This window comes from Sphingomonas sp. IC081 (assembly GCF_006874585.1).
GTDB lineage: Bacteria > Pseudomonadota > Alphaproteobacteria > Sphingomonadales > Sphingomonadaceae > Novosphingobium.
The window spans coordinates 281,930-300,802 of sequence record NZ_CP029762.1 but is presented as its reverse complement, the minus strand read 5'-3'; the positions used below and the strand labels follow the sequence as shown (position 1 = coordinate 300,802).

At 67.2% G+C, this 18,873-nt stretch carries 13 protein-coding genes; 9 read left to right on the top strand and 4 right to left on the bottom strand.

The genetic code is table 11. The features are described from left to right. Positions 1–46 precede the first annotated feature (46 nt). The gene (locus DM450_RS19720) at positions 47–457 is read left to right on the top strand and encodes an acyl-CoA thioesterase (protein WP_142638425.1); all 411 of its coding nucleotides are present in this window, start codon (positions 47–49) and stop codon (positions 455–457) included. 54 nt (positions 458–511) lie between these two features. On the opposite strand, the gene DM450_RS19715 is transcribed toward DM450_RS19720, so the two are convergent. Then, a complete protein-coding gene (locus DM450_RS19715; protein WP_260610597.1) occupies positions 512–1,228 on the bottom strand; it encodes a cupin domain-containing protein in 717 nt (238 codons plus the stop codon). Positions 1,229–1,484: 256 nt separating this feature from the next. Here DM450_RS19715 and DM450_RS19710 point away from each other — a divergent pair, with 256 nt between their 5' ends. Both DM450_RS19710 and DM450_RS19705 read left to right on the top strand, forming a co-directional pair. After that, on the top strand, positions 1,485–2,807 hold the full coding sequence (locus tag DM450_RS19710) for an FAD-binding oxidoreductase (protein WP_142638421.1): 1,323 nt from the start codon (positions 1,485–1,487) through the stop codon (positions 2,805–2,807). A 52-nt stretch (positions 2,808–2,859) separates the two neighbouring features. Next, the gene (locus DM450_RS19705) at positions 2,860–4,203 is read left to right on the top strand and encodes a DUF5690 family protein (RefSeq protein WP_142638419.1); all 1,344 of its coding nucleotides are present in this window, start codon (positions 2,860–2,862) and stop codon (positions 4,201–4,203) included. On the opposite strand, the gene DM450_RS19700 is transcribed toward DM450_RS19705, so the two are convergent. Next, a complete protein-coding gene (locus DM450_RS19700; protein ID WP_142638417.1) occupies positions 4,187–4,957 on the bottom strand; it encodes a DeoR/GlpR family DNA-binding transcription regulator in 771 nt (256 codons plus the stop codon). The two genes, DM450_RS19705 and DM450_RS19700, sit on opposite strands and share 17 nt — an antisense overlap. 234 nt (positions 4,958–5,191) lie before the next feature. Here DM450_RS19700 and DM450_RS19695 point away from each other — a divergent pair, with 234 nt between their 5' ends. The 6 genes from DM450_RS19695 to DM450_RS19670 all read left to right on the top strand — a co-directional run bounded on the left by DM450_RS19695 (position 5,192) and on the right by DM450_RS19670 (position 16,595). Next, the gene (locus DM450_RS19695; protein ID WP_185928829.1) at positions 5,192–7,576 is read left to right on the top strand and encodes a TonB-dependent receptor; all 2,385 of its coding nucleotides are present in this window, start codon (positions 5,192–5,194) and stop codon (positions 7,574–7,576) included. A 78-nt stretch (positions 7,577–7,654) separates the two neighbouring features. Then, on the top strand, positions 7,655–9,724 hold the full coding sequence (locus DM450_RS19690) for a phosphocholine-specific phospholipase C (RefSeq protein ID WP_142638413.1): 2,070 nt from the start codon (positions 7,655–7,657) through the stop codon (positions 9,722–9,724). A gap of 92 nt (positions 9,725–9,816) precedes the next feature. Further along, positions 9,817–10,236, top strand: a complete 420-nt coding sequence (locus DM450_RS19685; protein WP_142638411.1) for a GFA family protein — start codon at positions 9,817–9,819, stop codon at positions 10,234–10,236. Between the two features lie 127 nt (positions 10,237–10,363). Then, positions 10,364–13,156 carry a TonB-dependent receptor gene (locus tag DM450_RS19680; RefSeq protein ID WP_409529374.1) on the top strand — a complete coding sequence of 931 codons (2,793 nt, stop codon included), beginning with the start codon at positions 10,364–10,366 and terminating at the stop codon, positions 13,154–13,156. Then, positions 13,153–13,866, top strand: a complete 714-nt coding sequence (locus DM450_RS19675; protein ID WP_142638409.1) for a DUF6250 domain-containing protein — start codon at positions 13,153–13,155, stop codon at positions 13,864–13,866. The genes DM450_RS19680 and DM450_RS19675 overlap by 4 nt, the downstream gene beginning before the upstream one ends. Before the next feature lie 14 nt (positions 13,867–13,880). After that, entirely contained in the window at positions 13,881–16,595 is a 2,715-nt protein-coding gene (locus DM450_RS19670; protein ID WP_260610595.1) for a Tat pathway signal sequence domain protein, read from the top strand. Here the strand turns inward: DM450_RS19670 and DM450_RS19665 are convergent. Further along, a complete protein-coding gene (locus tag DM450_RS19665; protein ID WP_142638404.1) occupies positions 16,592–17,827 on the bottom strand; it encodes a dicarboxylate/amino acid:cation symporter in 1,236 nt (411 codons plus the stop codon). The two genes, DM450_RS19670 and DM450_RS19665, sit on opposite strands and share 4 nt — an antisense overlap. Before the next feature lie 35 nt (positions 17,828–17,862). Continuing rightward, positions 17,863–18,870 (bottom strand): N-acetyl-D-Glu racemase DgcA, encoded by a 1,008-nt coding sequence (gene dgcA, locus DM450_RS19660; RefSeq protein WP_142638402.1) that lies wholly within the window; start codon positions 18,868–18,870, stop codon positions 17,863–17,865. Between the last annotated feature and the right edge of the window lie 3 nt (positions 18,871–18,873).

The following is an 18,873-nucleotide window of genomic DNA, read 5'->3' as shown; positions in this document are numbered from 1 at the left end:
CGATCTGCGCTATCTCGCAGCCGATCTCCGTGGTATTGACGTATACGTGAACCAGGCCATTCCCCACCGCTTTCCGATCGGCATCGATCCGGGTGACATCGACTTCATGGGTCATGTCAACAACGCCAGCTACCTCAAGTGGGTGCAGGAGGCCGTGCTCGATCACTGGCGGGCGCTCGCCCCGGCAGAAGCGATCGCGCAGCACTTGTGGGTCGCGATCAAGCACGAAATCACCTACCGCAAGCCCGCCTTCCTCGAGGATGACGTGATCGCCACGGTCCTGCTCGAAAAGGTCCAGGGCGCCCGCGCGTTCTACGAAACCGTGATCCGCCGCGGCGAGGAAGTGCTGGCCGAGGTCAAGTCCAGCTGGTGCTGCATCGATGCCGATACCAAGCGCCCCGCCCGCCTTGCCCGCGACGTGATCCAGAAGTTCTTCACGCCGGACAGCGGCGCGTAATCGAACGGAGGGCGGGCATCCGCCCTGCCCCCTCCTCTTGGCGGCAGGCCCCGTTCAGGGCCGGTAATAGGCGTAGACCTTGGCGACGTATTCGCGGCTGTCCCAGCTGCAGTCGGCCCCCTTCTCGATGATGAAGGTATCGCCCTTGCCGAAGCTGGCAGTCCGTCCCGAGGCATCGGTGAAAGTCACCGATCCGGCGAGAAGGTGCATGAGTTCGCTGTGGTGGAAATGGATCGGCAGGCGGCGGTAAGGCGTCGAATCCCAGACCCCGCACTTGAATACCGCGTCCGCCGACGTGAACTGGTTGCCCGAGCGGCACGACGGTTTCTCGCCCAGCAGGACATCGTCGCCCGGAGGATTGGAAGGCGCAAGCGGCGCCCCGTTGTCGATCCGGTAAACGCCCGCATCGCCATCCGGCGCCGCGAGATAACGCATGCCAACCAGCTTGACCGGGACCGAAGCGCGCCAGCCGATCTGCGCCCCGCGGGCAATGACCAGGCTCTCGCCTTCGACCAGGTCGATCTCGCCGTCTGCGCTCAGGAAACGCAGGCCCCCTTCCAGCACCATGACCCAGGTATCCCCGCGCTCTTCGCGGTGCAGCCCTTCACCGGCCGCAACACTGCTCACGAAGACTTCGCAGTCGCCTGCCCGCACCGGCAGGATGCGTGCGCCGCGCCCAAGCGGATCATCGCTGCCACCTGCGGGCAAGTCCAGCGAGAAGGCCTTCAGATCGAGGAATGTGGGGCAGTTCGCGGTCGTCTGAGCGGTCACCATGATCTCCGTGCAGTGCTGTCTGGCCTATCCGGGATAGGCCCTGCGATGCGGCATTAGCTTCGGAACTTGCGCCCGCCCCGCCGCGCCCCCGGACACTTCCGCGCGTGCCGCGGCATAACCTGCGGCAAGGGACGGGAGAGCCGCCGCAAACCGCAGCCGCCATGCCGAAATCGTGCATCATTCGGCGCAATCTTCCGCGCCGGCGGTGCAAAGACTATGAGCAACCGGAAACCGTGAACCGAGGCCCTTTCGCATGAACCCTGCCGTCCACCGCCTGCCCAGTGACGAAGTGCTGCCCGAAGCGGCGGACGTCGTGATCGTGGGCGGCGGCATCGTCGGATGCGCCGCGGCGTTCTATCTGGCGCAGCGCGGGCTCTCGGTGGCCCTCATCGAAAAGGGCCACGTCGCCGGCGAACAATCCAGCCGCAGTTGGGGATGGTGCCGCCAGCAGAACCGCGACCGCCGCGAGATGCCGCTCTCGGTCCTGTCGATGGACTTGTGGGACAGGCTGGCCCCGGAAATCGGCAAGGACCTCGGCTTTCGCCGCACCGGCCTGGTCTATGCGACCGATGACGAGCAAGTGCTCGAAGGCTGGGCATCGTGGCGCCCCGTCGCCGAGGAATTCGGTGTCGACACGCACATGCTGAATGCCGCGCAGGCAGCCGAGCGAATTCCGGAAACCCGCCGCAAATGGGTGGGCGGGCTCCATTCGGTGGCGGACGGAAAAGGCGAGCCGGCCCTTGCCGCACCGATCCTCGCCGAAGGCGCGCGGGCGCTGGGGGCAACGATCCACCAGAACTGCGCGGCCTATGGCCTGGACGTCACCAACGGACGCGTGACCGGCGTGCACACCGAACAGGGCCTGATCCGCGCCGACGCGGTGATCTGCGCGGCGGGGGCCTGGGCCTCGCGTTTCCTGCGCCCTCACGGAATCGTCTTCCCGCAGGCCAGCGTGCGCCAGACCGCCTTGCGCACCAAGCCCACCGCCAATGTCGGCGAAGTGCTCTATTCCTCCGACTTCGCGATGACCCGCAGGCTCGACGGCAGCTACACGCTGGCGATCAGCGGCCGCGCCACGCTGGAGCTTACCCCGCAAGGCATCCGCTTCGCGCGCGAGTTCATGCCCCAGTTCATCCAGCGCCTGAAAGCCGTGCAGGTGGGGCTGGGCAAGAGCTTCATCACCGGCCCGGATTCGGCCTCGGCCCTGCTGACCGACAATCCTGAGGTCTTCACCGGGACCCGGGCGGCCGATCCCGCCCCCATGCGCCGTCTGGTCAAGGCGATCATGGACAACGTGCGCGGCACTTTCCCGCAGCTCGCCGATGTCGAGATCGACCACGCCTGGGGCGCCTTTGTCGATTGCACGCCCGATGCCGTGCCGGTGGTCTCGCCGGTGGACGCACTGTCGGGGCTCTATCTCGCGGCGGGATGTTCGGGCCATGGTTTCGGCCTTGGCCCGGGCATCGGCTATCTGGTCGCCCAGATGGCCGCGAACGAGAGCCTGGCCGTCGACGCCTCGCATTTCCGCCTGTCACGCCTGGTGGACGGATCGAAGGTCAAGGTCGGCGCGCTCTGATTTCGCGCGCCCGGTCATAAGAGCGTCAAGACTCTGTTTTAGCGCCAGGCGGGTGCCGCCGAGAGTTCTTTCCAGCAGCCGGCTGCAAGTCCGGCCCCACAAGCCACACGGGCGGCGCGCGGGCGAATCCTATCCGCAAGCCTCCACTGCGGACGGGCCGCTGCCGCGCGGGCTGATTGCGGCAGGACTGGCCGCCTTCTGGGTCTACCTGGCGATGTATGCGTTCCGCAAGCCGGTCGCGGTGGCGACTTTCGCGGGCGAGCCGCCGCTCTGGGGGATGGATTTCAAGACCGCGCTGATCATGGCCCAGGCGCTGGGCTATGCCTGCTCCAAGATCATCGGCATCCGCGTCGTCTCGGCGCAGCGCGGCAACCGCCGCAAGGAACTGATCCTGGGGCTGATCGCCGTTTCCTGGGTCGCACTGCTCGGCCTTGCGCTGCTGCCCGCGCGGTGGGCACCCTTGTGCATGATCCTCAATGGCCTGCCGCTCGGCATGATCTGGGGGCTGGTCGTCAGCTACCTGGAAGGACGGCGGCTGACCGAGATCCTGACCACGATCCTGACCGCCAGCTTCATTGTCTCGTCCGGTGTGGTAAAGGCGGCGGGCAGCGCCCTGCTGGCCGCTGGCGTGCCCGCGGTGTGGATGCCCGCCGCAACCGGCCTGCTGTTTGCGCCGCTGCTGGTCGCCGCACTGCAGGTCCTTTCGCGGATCCCGCCCCCGGACGAACGGGACCAACGCGCACGCGGCACCCGTGTCCCCATGGACGGCGCCGCGAGACGGCGTTTCGTCATGCTCCATGCGGTGCCGCTGGGGCTGCTGCTGGCGGGATACGGCCTGCTGGTGGCGCTGCGCGACTATCGCGACAATTTTGCCGCGGATATCTGGGAGCAACTGGGCCACGGCGGCTCGCCCGGCCTGTTCATCGAGACGGAGATCCCGGTGACCCTGTCGGTGCTGCTGGGGCTCGCCGCGATCGGCTGGATCCGCCGAAACCGTGCGGCGCTTGTCGCGGTCTACGGACTGATCCTGTGCGGCGCGGCCATCCTCGGTATGTCGACCATGGCCTGGCGCTTCGGCCTGATCGGACCGGTCGCCTGGATCACGCTGAGCGGAACCGGCCTCTATCTCGCCTATGCCCCGTTCAGCGTGGTGCTGTTCGAACGGATCATGGCCTTTACCCGCTACCCGGGCAATGCCGGGTTTCTCATCTATCTGGCCGATGCCTTCGGCTACTGCGGCAGCTTCGCGCTGATGCTGGTCTACAGCTCTGGCGGCGAGACACATGCCAAGGCCCAGGCCATCGCCGTCTACGCGAACGGCTGCCTGGCAACGAGCGTGCTGCTGGCGATCTCGGCGCCGATCTCGCTCCTCTGGTTTCTCAGGCGGCGGGGGTGACGAGATGAAGCGCGGTGCCGCCGGCACGGGCGGCATCACCGATATGCGGCGGCGGCGCGCGGTCGGTGACAAGATCGTGGACCTCTCCGAAATCGGCGACATGCACGGTGCCCTGCCGCAAAAACTTGCCATGATCCGCCACCACGACCAGCCGCCGCGCCCGGTCCAGCACGGCCCGCTTGAACGCCGCCTCGGCCGGATCGAGATCGAGGAAACCCCGCTCCGCCTCGATCGCCGCCATCGACAGTATCGCCACGTCGGGCACGAAACGGCGGACAAAGCCGATCGCATCGGCATCGAAGGCCGAGCGATAGTCGGCGTTCATTGCCCCGCCCGCAAGGAACACCCGGTGATCCGCGCGGCCCAGCGCCTCGCTTGCCACTTCCAGGCTGTTGGTGACCAGCGTCAGCCCGCGCAGATGGCCCAGTTCCTGCGCGGCCCAATAGGACGTCGTGCCCGAATCGACAAAAACGGTCGAGCCCTCCTCCACGAAGGCCGCCGCCAGCCGTGCGATCGCGCGCTTGGCCTCGACCTGATCGCGCAGGCGGCGGCGATAGGGCGCCTCCAGCCTGGGCGAGGGCAGCGTGACACCGCCATGCACCTTGAGTACGCGCCCCGCGCCTTCCAGCTGGCGGACATCGCGGCGGATGGTCTCCTCTGAAACCGCAAATCGTTCCGCCAGCCCGGCAATGCTGGACGAGCCCTGTTCCTCCAGCGCGACAAGAATCGCGGCAATGCGGTCGGCCTGTATCACGTCGTTTTCCCCTAGCCGGACGCGGAGCCCCCGCTTCCCGGTCGACAGTGGGCCGCATCCCTTGTGGTTTCAAGTGGCATTTACCACACAAACCCACATTTTGATCCGCCAATAGCTCGATAATCCACATTATGTCACACAACCGTAATTCCCGGGCCCTAGCTCGCCGCTGACAGTCAGGCGGATCGACAAGCAGCCGATTCCATGGCGAAATCGTCACGCAGGGGAACATTGATGAAGACTTGGATGATCGGCACCGCGATCCTGGCGATCGCGGCAGGGACCACGCATGCCCAGGCCCAGACTATACGGACCCTCGACGCCGGAACCGAGGCCGGAGGCAGCGCAGCCGAAGCCGATGTGGCCTCCGGCGCCGACACCGCCACCCAGGCCGACGAGGATATCGTCGTCACCGGCACCGCCACCCACTTCGCCAACACCCGCGTGACGCCCGAGATGATCGAGCGCCAGTCGGCACTCACCAGCGTCAACGACGTCATCAACGAACTGCCCGGCGTGTTCGTTTCGGAAGGCGATGCCTTCGGTTCGTCCGACTGGGCGACGCAGATCTCGATCCGCGGATTCACCCAGATCGGCACCACCATCGACGGCCTTCCCAATGGCGGATCGGGCTACGGCGGCGGCTCCAAGGCCAACCGCTACATCGACGTGCTCGACCTCAAGACCGTGCAAGTCTCGCAAGGCACCGCCGACATTTCCTCGCGTTCGAACGAGGCGCTGGGCGGCACGCTCAATTACATCACCGCCGACCCGCTTGGCGATTTCCGCGTGCGCCTGTCCGGCGCGGCGGGCGATTTCGGTGCGCAGAAGTTCTACGCCCGCGTCGACACCGGCGAGATCGCGCCCGACACCAAGGCCTATATCAGCGCATCGCACTCGAAAGCGCATGACTGGATCGGCGGTGCCGGCAAGACCAGCCGCGATCACCTGAGCGCCAAGATCACCAGCCGGATCTCGAACATCGACCTCACCGGCTTCCTTTCGTACGACGATGCCGACGAAGCAGAATTCGGCTCGGTCTCGGTCGCCTCGTTCGAGAACGATCCGAACCACGACGTCTATACCGACACCTGGACCGGCCTGCCCTATATCGACCAGAACTACCGCTCCGGCTCGCGAGCGCTGCGCAAGAACCTGTTCGGCTATCTGCGCGGCAAGGCGGACCTTGGCGAAGTGAAGCTCTCGCTGACCGGCTACTACCACCGCATGCGCGGCCGGGGCGACTGGATGCCGCCCTACCTCGTCAACGTCACCAATGACGGCGCCGGCGCGACCGAAAGCGAATATGCCGGCGGCTCGACCGTCTACGGCGGCTCGTCGCTGGGCCAGATCTACTACGTGACGCCCACCGGCGCGGCAGCGACGATGATCACCGGCTGCACCGGCACGGCAGGCGTTCCCGCCGCCTATTCGCCGACCTGCTACGCCGACGATGCCACCGCCGTCATGTCCTATCGCCACACGCACTACCGCAACAACCGCTTCGGCTTCACCGCCGATGCCGATTGGACGCACGAGTTCGGCGAGGTGACCAACAGCCTGCGGGCGGGCGCCTGGTACGAGAACATCACCGCCAACCAGTTGCGCGACTGGCACAAGATCAAGAACCCGCTGCTCGGCACCGCCTATGATGCCCAGCCCTACTGGGTGCAGTTCAGCGTCGACTACAACACCGACGAACTGGTCTACTACGTGCAGGACCAGGTGAAATACGGCAACCTCACCGCCGCCTTCGGCGTGAAGCAGTACTTCATCGACCAGAAGCGCCAGGAACTGCTGGTGAGCGAGCCGCGCACACGCAGCAACTCGCACTCCGACCCGCTGATCTCGGCGGGCCTGACCTGGACCACCCCGGTCGAGGGGCTGGAACTCTTTGCAGGCTATGCGCAGAACTTCTCGTCGATCGGCAACGGCCTGCTGGGCGAAGCGCAGGAAGTGATCGACCGCATCAAGCCCGAAACCGCCGACAGCATCGAGATCGGCGCCCGCTACAGCACGCCCCGTCTGCAGGCCTCGCTCACCGCCTACGACATCAAGTTCGACAACCACATCGTCTCGATCTCGTCGAACCTGGTGACCGGCATCGACTATCTGGAAGAGCAGGACAGCGTCTACCTCAACGTCGGCGGCATCCGCTCCAAGGGCATCGAGGCGGCGCTCGCCTACCGCTTCCCGATGGGGCTGACGCTTTCGGGCAGCTACAGCTACAACCACGCCGTCTACATCGGCACCGGCGATGCCGCGCAGGACGAAGACGTCGGCATCACGCCCGGCGTGCAGGTCAGCAGCTCGCCACGCAACATGTGGGTGCTCTCGGCAGACTACCGCCGCTCGGTGTTCAAGGCGGGGCTTTCCGCCAAGTACGTGGGTGACCGTTTCATCGACGATGTCGGCGGCGACGTCGCCCCGCACTACACCCTGCTCAGCGGCTACGTGGGCATGGACCTCGACCGCATTTCCGACCAGCTGAGCGGCGCTTCGCTGACGATCCAGGCCACCAACCTCACCGACAAGCGCTACCTCGGCGGCGGCGGCGGCGGTGCGGCCTTCCTCGGCGCCCCGCGCACGGTGACGGCATCGCTCACCTTCGACTTCTGATCACCACAATCGACCTGTAATCTCATACGCGCCGTACCTTAGGGTGCGGCGCGTATGTCGTTTCCCGAAGGACAGTCCATGGCCGACCTCACCCGCCGCTCCCTGCTTGGCGCCGCCGCGCTGGCCGGCCTGCCCGCCTCCATCGCCCGTGCCGCCGCCATCGCGCCGGACGTGCGCAAGGGCTCGATCGAGGACGTCGCCCATGTCGTGATCCTGATGCAGGAAAACCGCAGCTTCGATCATTACTTCGGCACCCTTCGCGGGGTGCGCGGCCTGGGTGACCGTTTCCCGATCCCGCTCGCCCCGATTGACGAAAAGCCCCGCACGGTCTGGGACCAGCTCGACCGGCCTGGCGGAGGCGCCCCCCGCCTCACCCAGCCCTTCCATCTCGACACCCGCGCCGCCTTCGACGTCATGCGCGTAGCCGGTACGCCCCACACATGGCCCGATGCGCAGGCGGCATGGGACGAGGGACGCATGGGCAACTGGGCCGAGGCCAAGACCCGTCGCGCCATGGGACATTACCGCCGCGAAGACATTCCCTTCCAGTTCGCACTCGCCGAGACTTTCACGATCTGCGACGCCTATCACTGCGCGATCCAGACCGGCACCAATACCAATCGCCTGTTCCTGTGGACCGGCACCAACGATCCCGAAGGCACCCACGGCGGCCCCGCCATCGGCAATTCGCACGACAATTTCCCCGAACAGGGCGGCGCCGCGGACGACTATCTGTGGGCCACCGTGCCCGAGCGGCTCCAGACCGCCGGGATCGACTGGCGCATCTATCAGGACATGGCCGACAACTTCACCGACAACCCGCTGGTCGGCTTCCGCGCCTACCGCGAGGCGAACCGGGGCCGGGGCGACGCGGCGCTGAAGGAGCGCGCGCTCACCACCCAGGCGCTCGACCGCCTGCGCGCGGACGTGCTGGCGGGAACCTTGCCGCAAGTCAGCTGGATCGTCGCCGATGCGCAGGGCAGCGAGCACCCCGGCCCCTCCAGCCCGGCACAGGGCGCGCTTTACACGGCCAAGGTGCTTGATGCCCTGACCGCCAACCCGCGCCTCTGGGCCCGCACCGTGCTGCTGGTGATGTTCGACGAGAACGACGGTTTCTTCGATCACGTGCCGCCGCCCGCACCGCCCGCGCGGGCAGCGGACGGCGCACTGCTGGGCGGCTCCACCATCGATCTCGCGGGCGAATACCACCGCCACCCCGCCCCCGGCGAGGACAAGATCGACAGGCCGGACCTGCGCGGGCGTCCCTATGGCCTCGGCCCCCGCGTGCCGATGTACGTCGTCTCGCCGTGGAGCCGCGGCGGCTGGGTCAATTCGCAGGTCTTCGACCATACTTCGGTGATCCGTTTCCTCGAAACCCGCTTCGGTTTCCATGAGCCGAACATCTCGCCCTGGCGCCGAGCCGTCTGCGGTGACCTGACCTCTGCCTTCGACTTCACCGCGCCGGACCGCGATCCCTTCGCCCCGCTGCCCGATCCCGCCGCCGATGCCGCGCGGGCCAGCCGCATCACGCACCAGCCGGCCCCGGCCCCCGGCACCGCAAGCGCGCACCCTGCACAGGAACCCGGCCCGCGCCGTTCACGCACGCTGCCCTACCGGCTCGAGGTGACGGACCGCATCGACGCCGCCGGTCCAGTACTGCGTTTTGCCGCCGATGGCGCGGGCGCGGTCTTCCACGTCTACGACCGCAACAGGCTTGCCCAGCCGCCGCGCCGCTACACCGTGGGTGCGGGGCAAAGGATCGAAGGGCAGTGGGACTGGAGCGAAAGCGGCGGCTATGACCTCTGGGTGCTAGGCCCGAACGGATTCCACCGCCACTTTGCCGGGCACCACGACGATCCGCCGATTGCCCTCAATTGGCAACTGGGGCCGCGCAGCCTCGACCTCCACGCCGCCGATCCGGAGCCAAGGCACGCGCAGGTATTCCATGTCGCTACCGCTTTGCCCGCGGCCGAGCACCGCCATCAGCAGGTCATCACGCGCCATGCCACGATCTCCTTGCGGGAAACACAGGGCTGGTACGATGTGCTGGTCACCGCCGACGGCACGCCGTCCTGGCGGCGCAGACTGGCTGGACGCGTCGATCTGGAAGGTCGCCCCACGACGAGCGATCCCTTTACGGCAGCGTAGAAAGGACCGGACACCCGAAGGGCCGCGCAAGCTGTACTTGCGCGGCGTTCCGGCGCAGCATGCCGTATCCCCAACGGACAAAGGCATGGGCAATGACCGTTCTCACCTCCGGCTCCTGCCAGTGCGGCGCCGTGCGCTTTGAAATCCTCGGACCATTCGAGAGCTTCTTTCTCTGCCATTGCTCGCGCTGCCGCAAGGACACCGGCTCCGCCCATGCCGCGAACCTGTTCTCGGCATCCGCCCGTGTGGTCTGGCGCGCCGGAAACGAGCTGATCACCCACTACCGCCTCCCCGAGACCCGGCATGCCCGCAGCTTCTGCTCGGTCTGCGGATCGCCGGTGCCCTGCCTACAGATGGACGATCAAATGGACGGCGCCCTGCTGGTGGTTCCGGCCGGCAGTCTCGATGACGAGATCGCCAATGTGCCCGATGCCCACATCTGTTTCGCCAGCCGCGCATCCTGGGAAGACCGCATGGCCGCCGCCCCGAAGGTGGACGACCTTCCCGGCTGAACAAGGCCAGGGCTTGCGGCAATTCTCCCGGATTTCCGCCAACTTGGGACGCGGATAGCAAAACTTTATTGTCAACCAAATCAGTGGAGATTAGCCATGCGCACCCGGATTAGTCCGACAAAAAGGGGTGCGTATCTTGTATCGTCTCACCGGAGCCGCCGTGCTCCTGCTCACCAGCACGTCCGTCCTCGCGCAGGAAGCGCAGGTCCCGAACGCTTCGGACAAGGCCGAAAATCCTGCCGGACATGCCGAGATCATGGTCACCGGCATCCGCAAGAGCCTGGCCGACTCGCTGGCCGTGAAACGCGATTCCGCGCAAGTCGTCGACGCCATCTCGGCCGAGGACGTCGGCAAGTTCCCCGACAAGAACATCGGCGAAGCGCTCCAGCGCGTGACCGGCGTGCAGATCACCCGCAGCGGCGGTGAAGGTTCAGCGATCACCATTCGCGGCGCCGACCCCTCGCTCAACCGCGTCGAGATCAACGGCCAGTCGGCACTCTCCACCTCGATCGCGGCAGCGGCCGGCAACGGCAGCAACCGCGCGGTCGATTTCCGCGACCTGCCCGCTGAATTCGTCTCGCGCCTCGAAGTGCTGAAATCGGCCACGCCGGACATGACCGAGGGCGGCCTCGGCGGCACCGTGCGCATCATCACCCGCCGCCCGTTCGACAGCAAGGACGGCTATCTCGCCGGTTCCGCGCAGGGCATCTACAACGAACTGGCCGACAAGGTGGACCCCAAGTTCGCGCTGATCGGCTCGAAGCTCTTCGCCCACGATACCATCGGCGTGCTGCTCTCGGGCACTTACGAGAACCGCACGATCCGCTACGATCAGGCACGCACCACCGGCTGGCGCCAGGTCGAGACCACGCAGCCCGCCACGCCTGCTGCGCAAAACTGCCTCTCGGGCCGCAATCAGGCCCGCTGCGTCGACCTTGACGGCAGCGGCTTCGGCGATTTCTACCCCGACATCCCGCGTTACATCACCGCGACCGAGCCGACCAAGCGCTATGCGGTGAACGGCATTCTCGAATGGCGCCCGAACGACGATTTCCGCGCCTATGTCGAAGGCACCTACACCCGCAGCGACACCACCTCGGACGACCAGTACCTCCAGCTCAGCACCACCCAGTCGGTGGCAAACGGCGGCATCGATCCCACCGGCGTCGTCATCCGTGACGAGACCGCGCAGACGGTGACGTTCATCAACGGTTCCAACGCCGGTTCAGGACCGAGCGTGAACTATCGCAGCGTGATCGGCACGCTCAACCGCCGCACCTTCAACGGTATTCTCGGCGCCGAGTGGACCACCGGCAAGTTCAAGTTCTCCGCACGCGGCACGTATGCCGCCTCGCGCGTGCTCAATGACGAAGTGGACGTGACCGCCTCGGTCTCCGGCAAGGACGCATTGCCGTGGATCACCATCGACTACGACAACCCGCAGCACGCGCCGCAGATCATCCTGCCGATCGACACGACCACCACCGAGGGCATCAACACGCTGTCCGTCGAGGCCCGCCCGCGCCTCAACCGCCAGCATGAGGCCGGCGGCAAGTTCGATGCCGAGTACCGCCCCGACGGCAATGGATTCCTCACCTCGCTCAAGAGCGGGATCGAACTGAACCAGCTGGTGTCCAGCAGCCGCTTCCAGAACGCGGTCTATACGCTGAACGGCATCACCGGCCAGACCACGCTGACCCGCTCGGGCGTGAGCGGCACGCAAGTACTCGCCACCACCACCCCCGCCGCACAGCTCGCCAATATCCGGAGCCTGCTCGACACCTATGGCGGCATGGGCGACGGCAGCTTCTTCAAGACCGGTGATCTCGGCTTCTCGGGCATCGACCGGTGGTGGAACCTGGGCAACAGTCTCGCCAATGCGGTCGGCATTCCCGATCCCTACACCAGCATCTCCCCGCTCGACACTTACCGGGTCAAGGAAAGCACGGTCGCCGGATACGTCCAGAGTGCGTTCAAGGCCGACCTCGGCTTCGACCTCACCGGCGTGGTCGGCGCGCGCCTCGTGCATACGCGCACCGTCTCGACCGGCAGCCAGAGCACCGACGGCGTCATCACGCCGGCACGCTATACCGGCGAGTATACCGTGCTGCTGCCCTCGCTGAACCTGCGCGCCGAAGTGATCCCGCGCAAGCTGGTGGTGCGCGCCACCGCGTCCGACGTGCTGGCGCGCCCGGCGCCTTCGCAGATGGCCCCCAACGTCAAGCTGGACTCGGTCGGCCTCACCGGATCGCGCGGCAATCCGGGCCTGAAACCCTACCGTGCCTGGCAGTACGACCTCGGGCTCGAATACTATATTTCGCGCACGAACTACGTCTCGATCACCGGCTTCCGCAAGGACATCAAGTCGTTCATCGACACCGCCAGCCACGAGGAAGAGATCGACGGGCAGGTCTATACGATCAAGATGCCGATCAACGGCACCCAGCACGTCACCATCCAGGGCTTCGAGGCGGGCGCGCAGCTTGGGCTGGACTTCCTGCCGGGGCTGCTGGGCAATCTCGGCGTGACGGCCAACTACACCTTCAACACCGACAGCGGCTACGAAGGGAAGGACTACTTCACCGGCGCCTCGCTGCCGTTCCCGGGCGTCTCGCGCAACAGCTACAATGCCTCGGTGTTCTATGACGACGGGCACTTCGCCATTCGCGGGTCGTACAACTGGCGCAGCCGCTACCTGATCAACGCGGTCGATCGCGGCAACAACCCCTCGTTCGGCGAGGCTTTCGGCCAGTTCGACGCTTCGGCCAGCTATATCATCAACCCGCATGTCTCGGTATTCCTGGAAGGTGTGAACCTCACCGATTCCACGCGCATCGAGAACGCCAACAGCGTCTATCGCCGCAACGTGATCGAGACTTATGGCCGCCGCATCTACTTCGGCGTGCGGGCCAAGCTGTGACGTTTCCGGACCAGTCCCGACGCGCGGTGGTCGCGGGGCTGGCGGGAGCCTGTCTCCTGCCGGTCCCGGCCCTCGCACGCGGCGGTGATCGGAGGCTGTTTACCGACGACTTCCGCCACGGCCTCCGCCAGTGGCGGGTCGAGGCGGAGGCCCCGGCACAGGTTTCCGTGGCGGAGGGCGTGCTCGATATCGAGGCGCCCGCCGGGCTGACCCTGTGGTTCCTGCCCCGCCTCGAAGGCCGGATCGCCATCGACTACGAGGCGCAGGCCGTCTCCGCAGGCGGCGCGTTTGACCGGGTGAGCGACCTCAACTGCTTCTGGATGGCGCAGGATCCCGCCGCGCCCGCAGGCGATGCGCTGGCCCTCCCGCGTTCGGGCAAGTTCGAGGACTACGACGACCTCGAAACCTACTACGTCGGCCTTGGCGGCAACGGCAATTCCACCACACGCTTTCGCCGCTATGTCGGCAAGCCCGGCGTGCGGCCGCTGCTGCCGGAAAACGACCGGCGCGGCGCGGCGGACATGCTCACCGCCAACCGATGGCAGCGCATCCGCCTGACCGCCGACGGACCGCACATCGGCTTCTTCCACGACGGCGAGCCGCTGTTCGCCTTCGAAGATCCCCGCCCCCTGACCAGCGGTCACTTCGCGCTGCGCACCACCGCCAGCCATCTGCGGCTGCGCAATTTCACCGTCTCCCGCCTCGTTTGATCTGAGGAATGTCGATGCCTTGCTCTCGTCGTGCGCTGCTGCGTGCCGGTCTCCTTGGCGGCGGCGCGCTTTCCCTCCCGGCTCGCGTACTTGCGGCACCGATGCAAGGGGCGAGTGTCGATCTGCACTGGCTCGACGGTGCGCCGCCCGCATGGGACGCCGGGCAGAGCTTCGGCGTGCCCTGGCCGCGCGGCACGCTGCGTTATGCGGGGCGCCTTGCCGCGCGAACGGGGGATGGCGCGCCGCTGCCGATCCAGAGCTGGCCGCTCGCCTATTGGCCGGACGGTTCGATCAAATGGAGCGGCCATGCGCTCCCATCAGGGCGTCATGCGCCGGAGCAGGTCGAGATCACCGCAGGACGCCCCGCGAACCCGGGCGAAACGGTCTCGGTCGAGCAGCTGGCCGAAGCCGTGATCGTCACGGTCGGCCCCACCCGCTGGCGGGTGCCGAAAACCGGCAGCGCGGTGATCGCCTCTGCCGAGCGCGAGGGCCGGGTGCTGCTCCGCGACGTTGCGCTGGTCGCCCGCGCGCAGGATGCCGCCTCGGGCGAGGAGGCCGATACCCTCTCGCAGCAGCATTTCACCAGCCGCATCGATAGCGTGACCGTCGAGCAAACCGGCCCGGTCCGCGCCGTGCTCAAGGTCGGCGGCGTCCATGCCGGAGCAGCGCGGGCTTGGCTGCCTTTCAGTCTGCGCCTCTATTTTACCAGCGGCAGCGATGCCGTGCGGATCGTCCACAGCGTGATCTGGGACGGCGATGCCGAGCACGAGTTCCTTTCGGGCCTTGGCGTCACCGCACATGTACCCATGCGCGGGGGACTGCATGATCGTCATGTCCGCCTTGCTACCGAAAATAGCCTCTTTGCCGAAGCCGTGCGTCCGCTGACCGGCCTGCGCCGCGATCCCGGCGAGGCATTCCGGCAAGCGCAGATCGACGGCCGCGCCGTGTCCGATCTGGCGGCCTTGCCCGAAAAGTTCGCGCCGCTGCTGGAGAGCATTCCCGCCTGGGGCGATTTCCGGCTGTTCCAGGGCTCGTCCGAGGGTTTTGTGCTGACCAAGCGCACGCGCAAGGGCCGCGCGCCGATCCAGTCGCTCGAAGGCCACCGGGCGCGGGGGCTCGCCTATGTCGGCTCGCCGCAAGGCGGGGCGGCGATCGGCATGGCGGACTTCTGGAAACGCCATCCGGTCCAGCTCGACATAGCCGAAGCGACCAGCGACCAAGCCCAACTCACCGCATGGCTCTGGGCGCCCGATGCCCCGGCGATGGACATGCGCTCCTACCGCGACGTCTTGGGCATGACCGACTATCCGGCACAGAACCGGGGTCTCGACGTGACTTACGAGGATTACGAGCCGGGCTGGGATTCCGCCAGGGGCATCGCCCGCACCAATGAACTCTGGCTCTGGGCGCTACCCGCCACGCCCGATGCGGCGACACTGGAAAGCTACGCTGCCCATGTCGCCCGCCCGCCGCGCCTTCAGGCCAGCCCCGCTCAGATCCGCGCTGCCGGGGTGTTTGGAGACTGGGCCCTGCCCGCCGCCAGCGGCCCGGCGGCCGAGGCTGTGGAACGCCAGAACGACCTGCTGCTCGGCCACTATCAGGGCGAGATCGAACGGCGGCACTGGTACGGTTTCTGGAACCACGGCGACGTCATGCACACCTACGATGCCGACCGGCACCAGTGGCGCTACGACATCGGCGGCTATGCCTGGGACAACAGCGAACTCTCGACCGACCTCTGGCTCTGGTACAGCTACTTGCGCACCGGCCGCGCCGACCTGTTTCGCATGGCCGAGGCGATGACGCGCCATACCGGCGAAGTCGATGTCTACCACGCCGGTCCATGGGCCGGGCTCGGCACCCGCCACGGCGTCCAGCACTGGAGCGACAGCTCGAAGCAGCCGCGCGTCTCCAACGCGGCCTATCGCCGCATCTATTATTACCTCACCGGCGACGAACGCGTGGGCGACCTGATGCGCGCCCTGATCCACTCCGACCGTGCGCTCCAGAAAGTCGACATCGGCCGCAAGGTGGCGGACCGCGCCCCGGAATCGCTGCCGCCCGGCGGCATCGCGGCGGTGACCAAGCCACAGGGGCTGCCCGAAGGCGTGATCCAGCTGCAGTTCGGCACCAGTTGGGGCAACCTGGTCGCCGCCTGGTTCACCGAGTGGGAACGCACCGGCGAGCGCCACTGGCGCGACCGTATCCTGGCCGGCATGGACAGCATCGCCGCCCTGCCGCGCCAGTGGTGGGCAGGCGGCGCCAATTTCGACCTGACCAGCGGCCGCTTCGTCTCCGGCGGCGAGCAGATCAGCGTCAGCCATCTCAATGCGGTGTTCGGCGTGGTCGAGATCATGGCCGAAGTCCTGCCGCTGGTCGATGCGCCGCGCTATCGCGCCGCCTGGATTGACTACTGCGCCTGGTACAATGCGCCCGCCGCGGACTGGAAGCGGCGCTTCGGGGAACCACCGCGCGGCCACAACCTGCGGCAGGCCCATTCACGCCTCACCGCCTATGCCGCCCATGCACTGGGCGATCCGGCGTTGGCACGGCGGGCCTGGACCGAGTTTCACGCGGGCGAACTGCCGGACCGGCTTACGGCACGCTCCGTGGCCGCAGGGCAAGTCGAGATCGCCGGGCTTTCCACCAACAGCGCCGCGCAGTGGGGGCTGGCGGCGATCCAGAACCTCGCCCTGCTGCCCGCCGGCTTGGTCGAAGGATCCGGCTAGGACCGGGAGGGCGCCTCATCCCGCGCCAGCCTGGCGACCGTGGCGGTCACGGTCAGGTTGGCGCTGGCGCTGGCGACCGTGCGGGTCATGTCGAGCAGCCGGTCGAACGGCAGCACGAAGCCCACCACCAGCGCGGTCTGCTCGGCCGAGACGCCAACCGCCGCCAGCACTGCCGCCAGCATGAACAGCGAGGCCGAAGGGATCGGCGCGGTACCGAAAGCGGCCAGCGATCCGGTCAGCAGCACCAGCGCAAGCATGACCGCATCGACATGGACACCCAGCGCCTGAAGACTGAACACGCTGAGCAGGCCGACGTACATCGCGGTGCCGTCCTTGCCGATGCTGGCGCCGATCGGCAGCACGGTGGAGGCGACGCCCGGCTCGATCGCCAGGTCTTCCAGCGCGATGCGCAGCGCCACCGGCAGGGTCGCCGCCGAGGAGGCAGTGGAGAAGGCCACCACCAGCGCATCGAAGGCGGCGCGGAAAAAGCCGCGCACGGAAAGCCGCGCCGCCAGCTTGATCAGCGGCAGGTGCACCAGCACGATCTGCGCGATCACCCCCAGCACCACGCAAAGCGCCAGCATGCCGATGTTGGTGAAGACGGCCACGCCGTTTTCCGCCACCGCACCGGCAATCAGCGCCATGACGCCCAACGGCGTGACTTCCATCACCAGCGTGACGAGGTGGAACAGCACCCGCCCTGCCGCTTGCAGCAAGGCCGCGACCGGCTTGCCCGGCTCGCCCGCCAGCACCGTGCTGAAGCCGAAGGCCATGGCAAAAAAGATGATCGCCAGCATGTCGCCATCGGCGAGTGACTGGACGATGTTGACCGGGACGATGCCCATGAGCTGGTCGTGGACCGACTTGGGCGTGCCCAGCGCATGGGCCTGCGCATTGCCGATGGCCGCTCCCGCCCCCGGTTCGACCAGCAGGCCGACGATCATGCCGATGCTCACCGCGCAGGCCGTGGTCGCCGCGAAGAGCAGCACCGTGCGCGCGCCCACCGCCCCCAGCTTGCGCGGGTCGGCCAGCGCGGTCACCCCCGAGGCGATGCTGACAAAGACGATCGGCACCACCAGCATGCGGATCAGCCGCACGAACAGCTCGCCGATCCAGCCGATCCACGGCGTCGCCGCCGGCCAGAACAGCCCTATCGCTACGCCGCAGGCCAGCCCGATCATCACCCGCCGCCACAGCGGCACGCCTAACCAGCTACGAAACAGGGCTTTCATCAAGACTCCAATGCGTGACCCGCGACCCTTGGCAATTACCGAGGCGCGGCTTCAAGTCCGCCCCAGAAACCACGTTCGGGCCCCAGCAGCATGCCACGTTCGCATGTCACCCCGCCTTGGCGATCCTGCGCGAGCCAGACCGGCCCGTCCAGATCGACGAAGGCACTGTCCGCAGCTATCACCAGCGCGGGCGCAATCGACAGCGAGGAACAGACCATGCAGCCGGTCATCCGTGTGAGCCCGCGCGCTCTGGCGGCTTCGGCCAGTTCCAGCGCGGCGGTCAGCCCGCCGGCCTTGTCGAGCTTGATATTGATCACGCGGTAGCCGTCGGGAAGGGTTTCGAGGTCCTCGGCAACATGCACGGATTCGTCCGCGGCAATCGGAATGGCCGAGAAGAACCCTGCCAGTTCCCCGTCCTCGCCCACCGGCAGCGGCTGTTCGAGCAGGTCGACGCGCAGCTGCGCCATCAGCCCCTGCAGGTTCGCCACCTCGTCGATCGTCCAGCTCTCGTTGGGATCGACGATCAGGCGCGGGCGCGGCGCCATTTCCCGCACGGCGCGCAATTGCGCCGCAGGATCGCTGCGATCGACCTTGACCTTGATGAGCGGCACCCGTGCCAGTTCGCGGGCCGCCGCGCCCATGCGCTCGGGCGTGTCGAGGCCGACGGTCAGCGCCGTCGCCACCGGCGGCAACACCGCCGGCAGCCCCAGCGCGGCGCCGATGCCGGTGCCGGCCTGCTGCATCTCAAGATCCCACATCGCGCAGTCCAGCGCATTGCGGGCGGCGCCGTAAGGCAACAGTCGCAGCAGATCGGCCCGGGTCGCGCCCGCCTCCACCGCTCCGCGCAGCCCCTCGATGGCGGCACGGGTGGAATCCACGCTCTCGCCGTAACGGGGATAGGGCACGCATTCGCCGCGCCCGATCACACCGTTCTCTTCAAGCACGACAGTCACCACCTGGGCCTCGGTCTTGACCCCGCGCGAGATGCGGAACGGGCGCAGGAGCGGGAACGTCTCGGCAAGGACACTGAGGGTGCGGGCCATGGC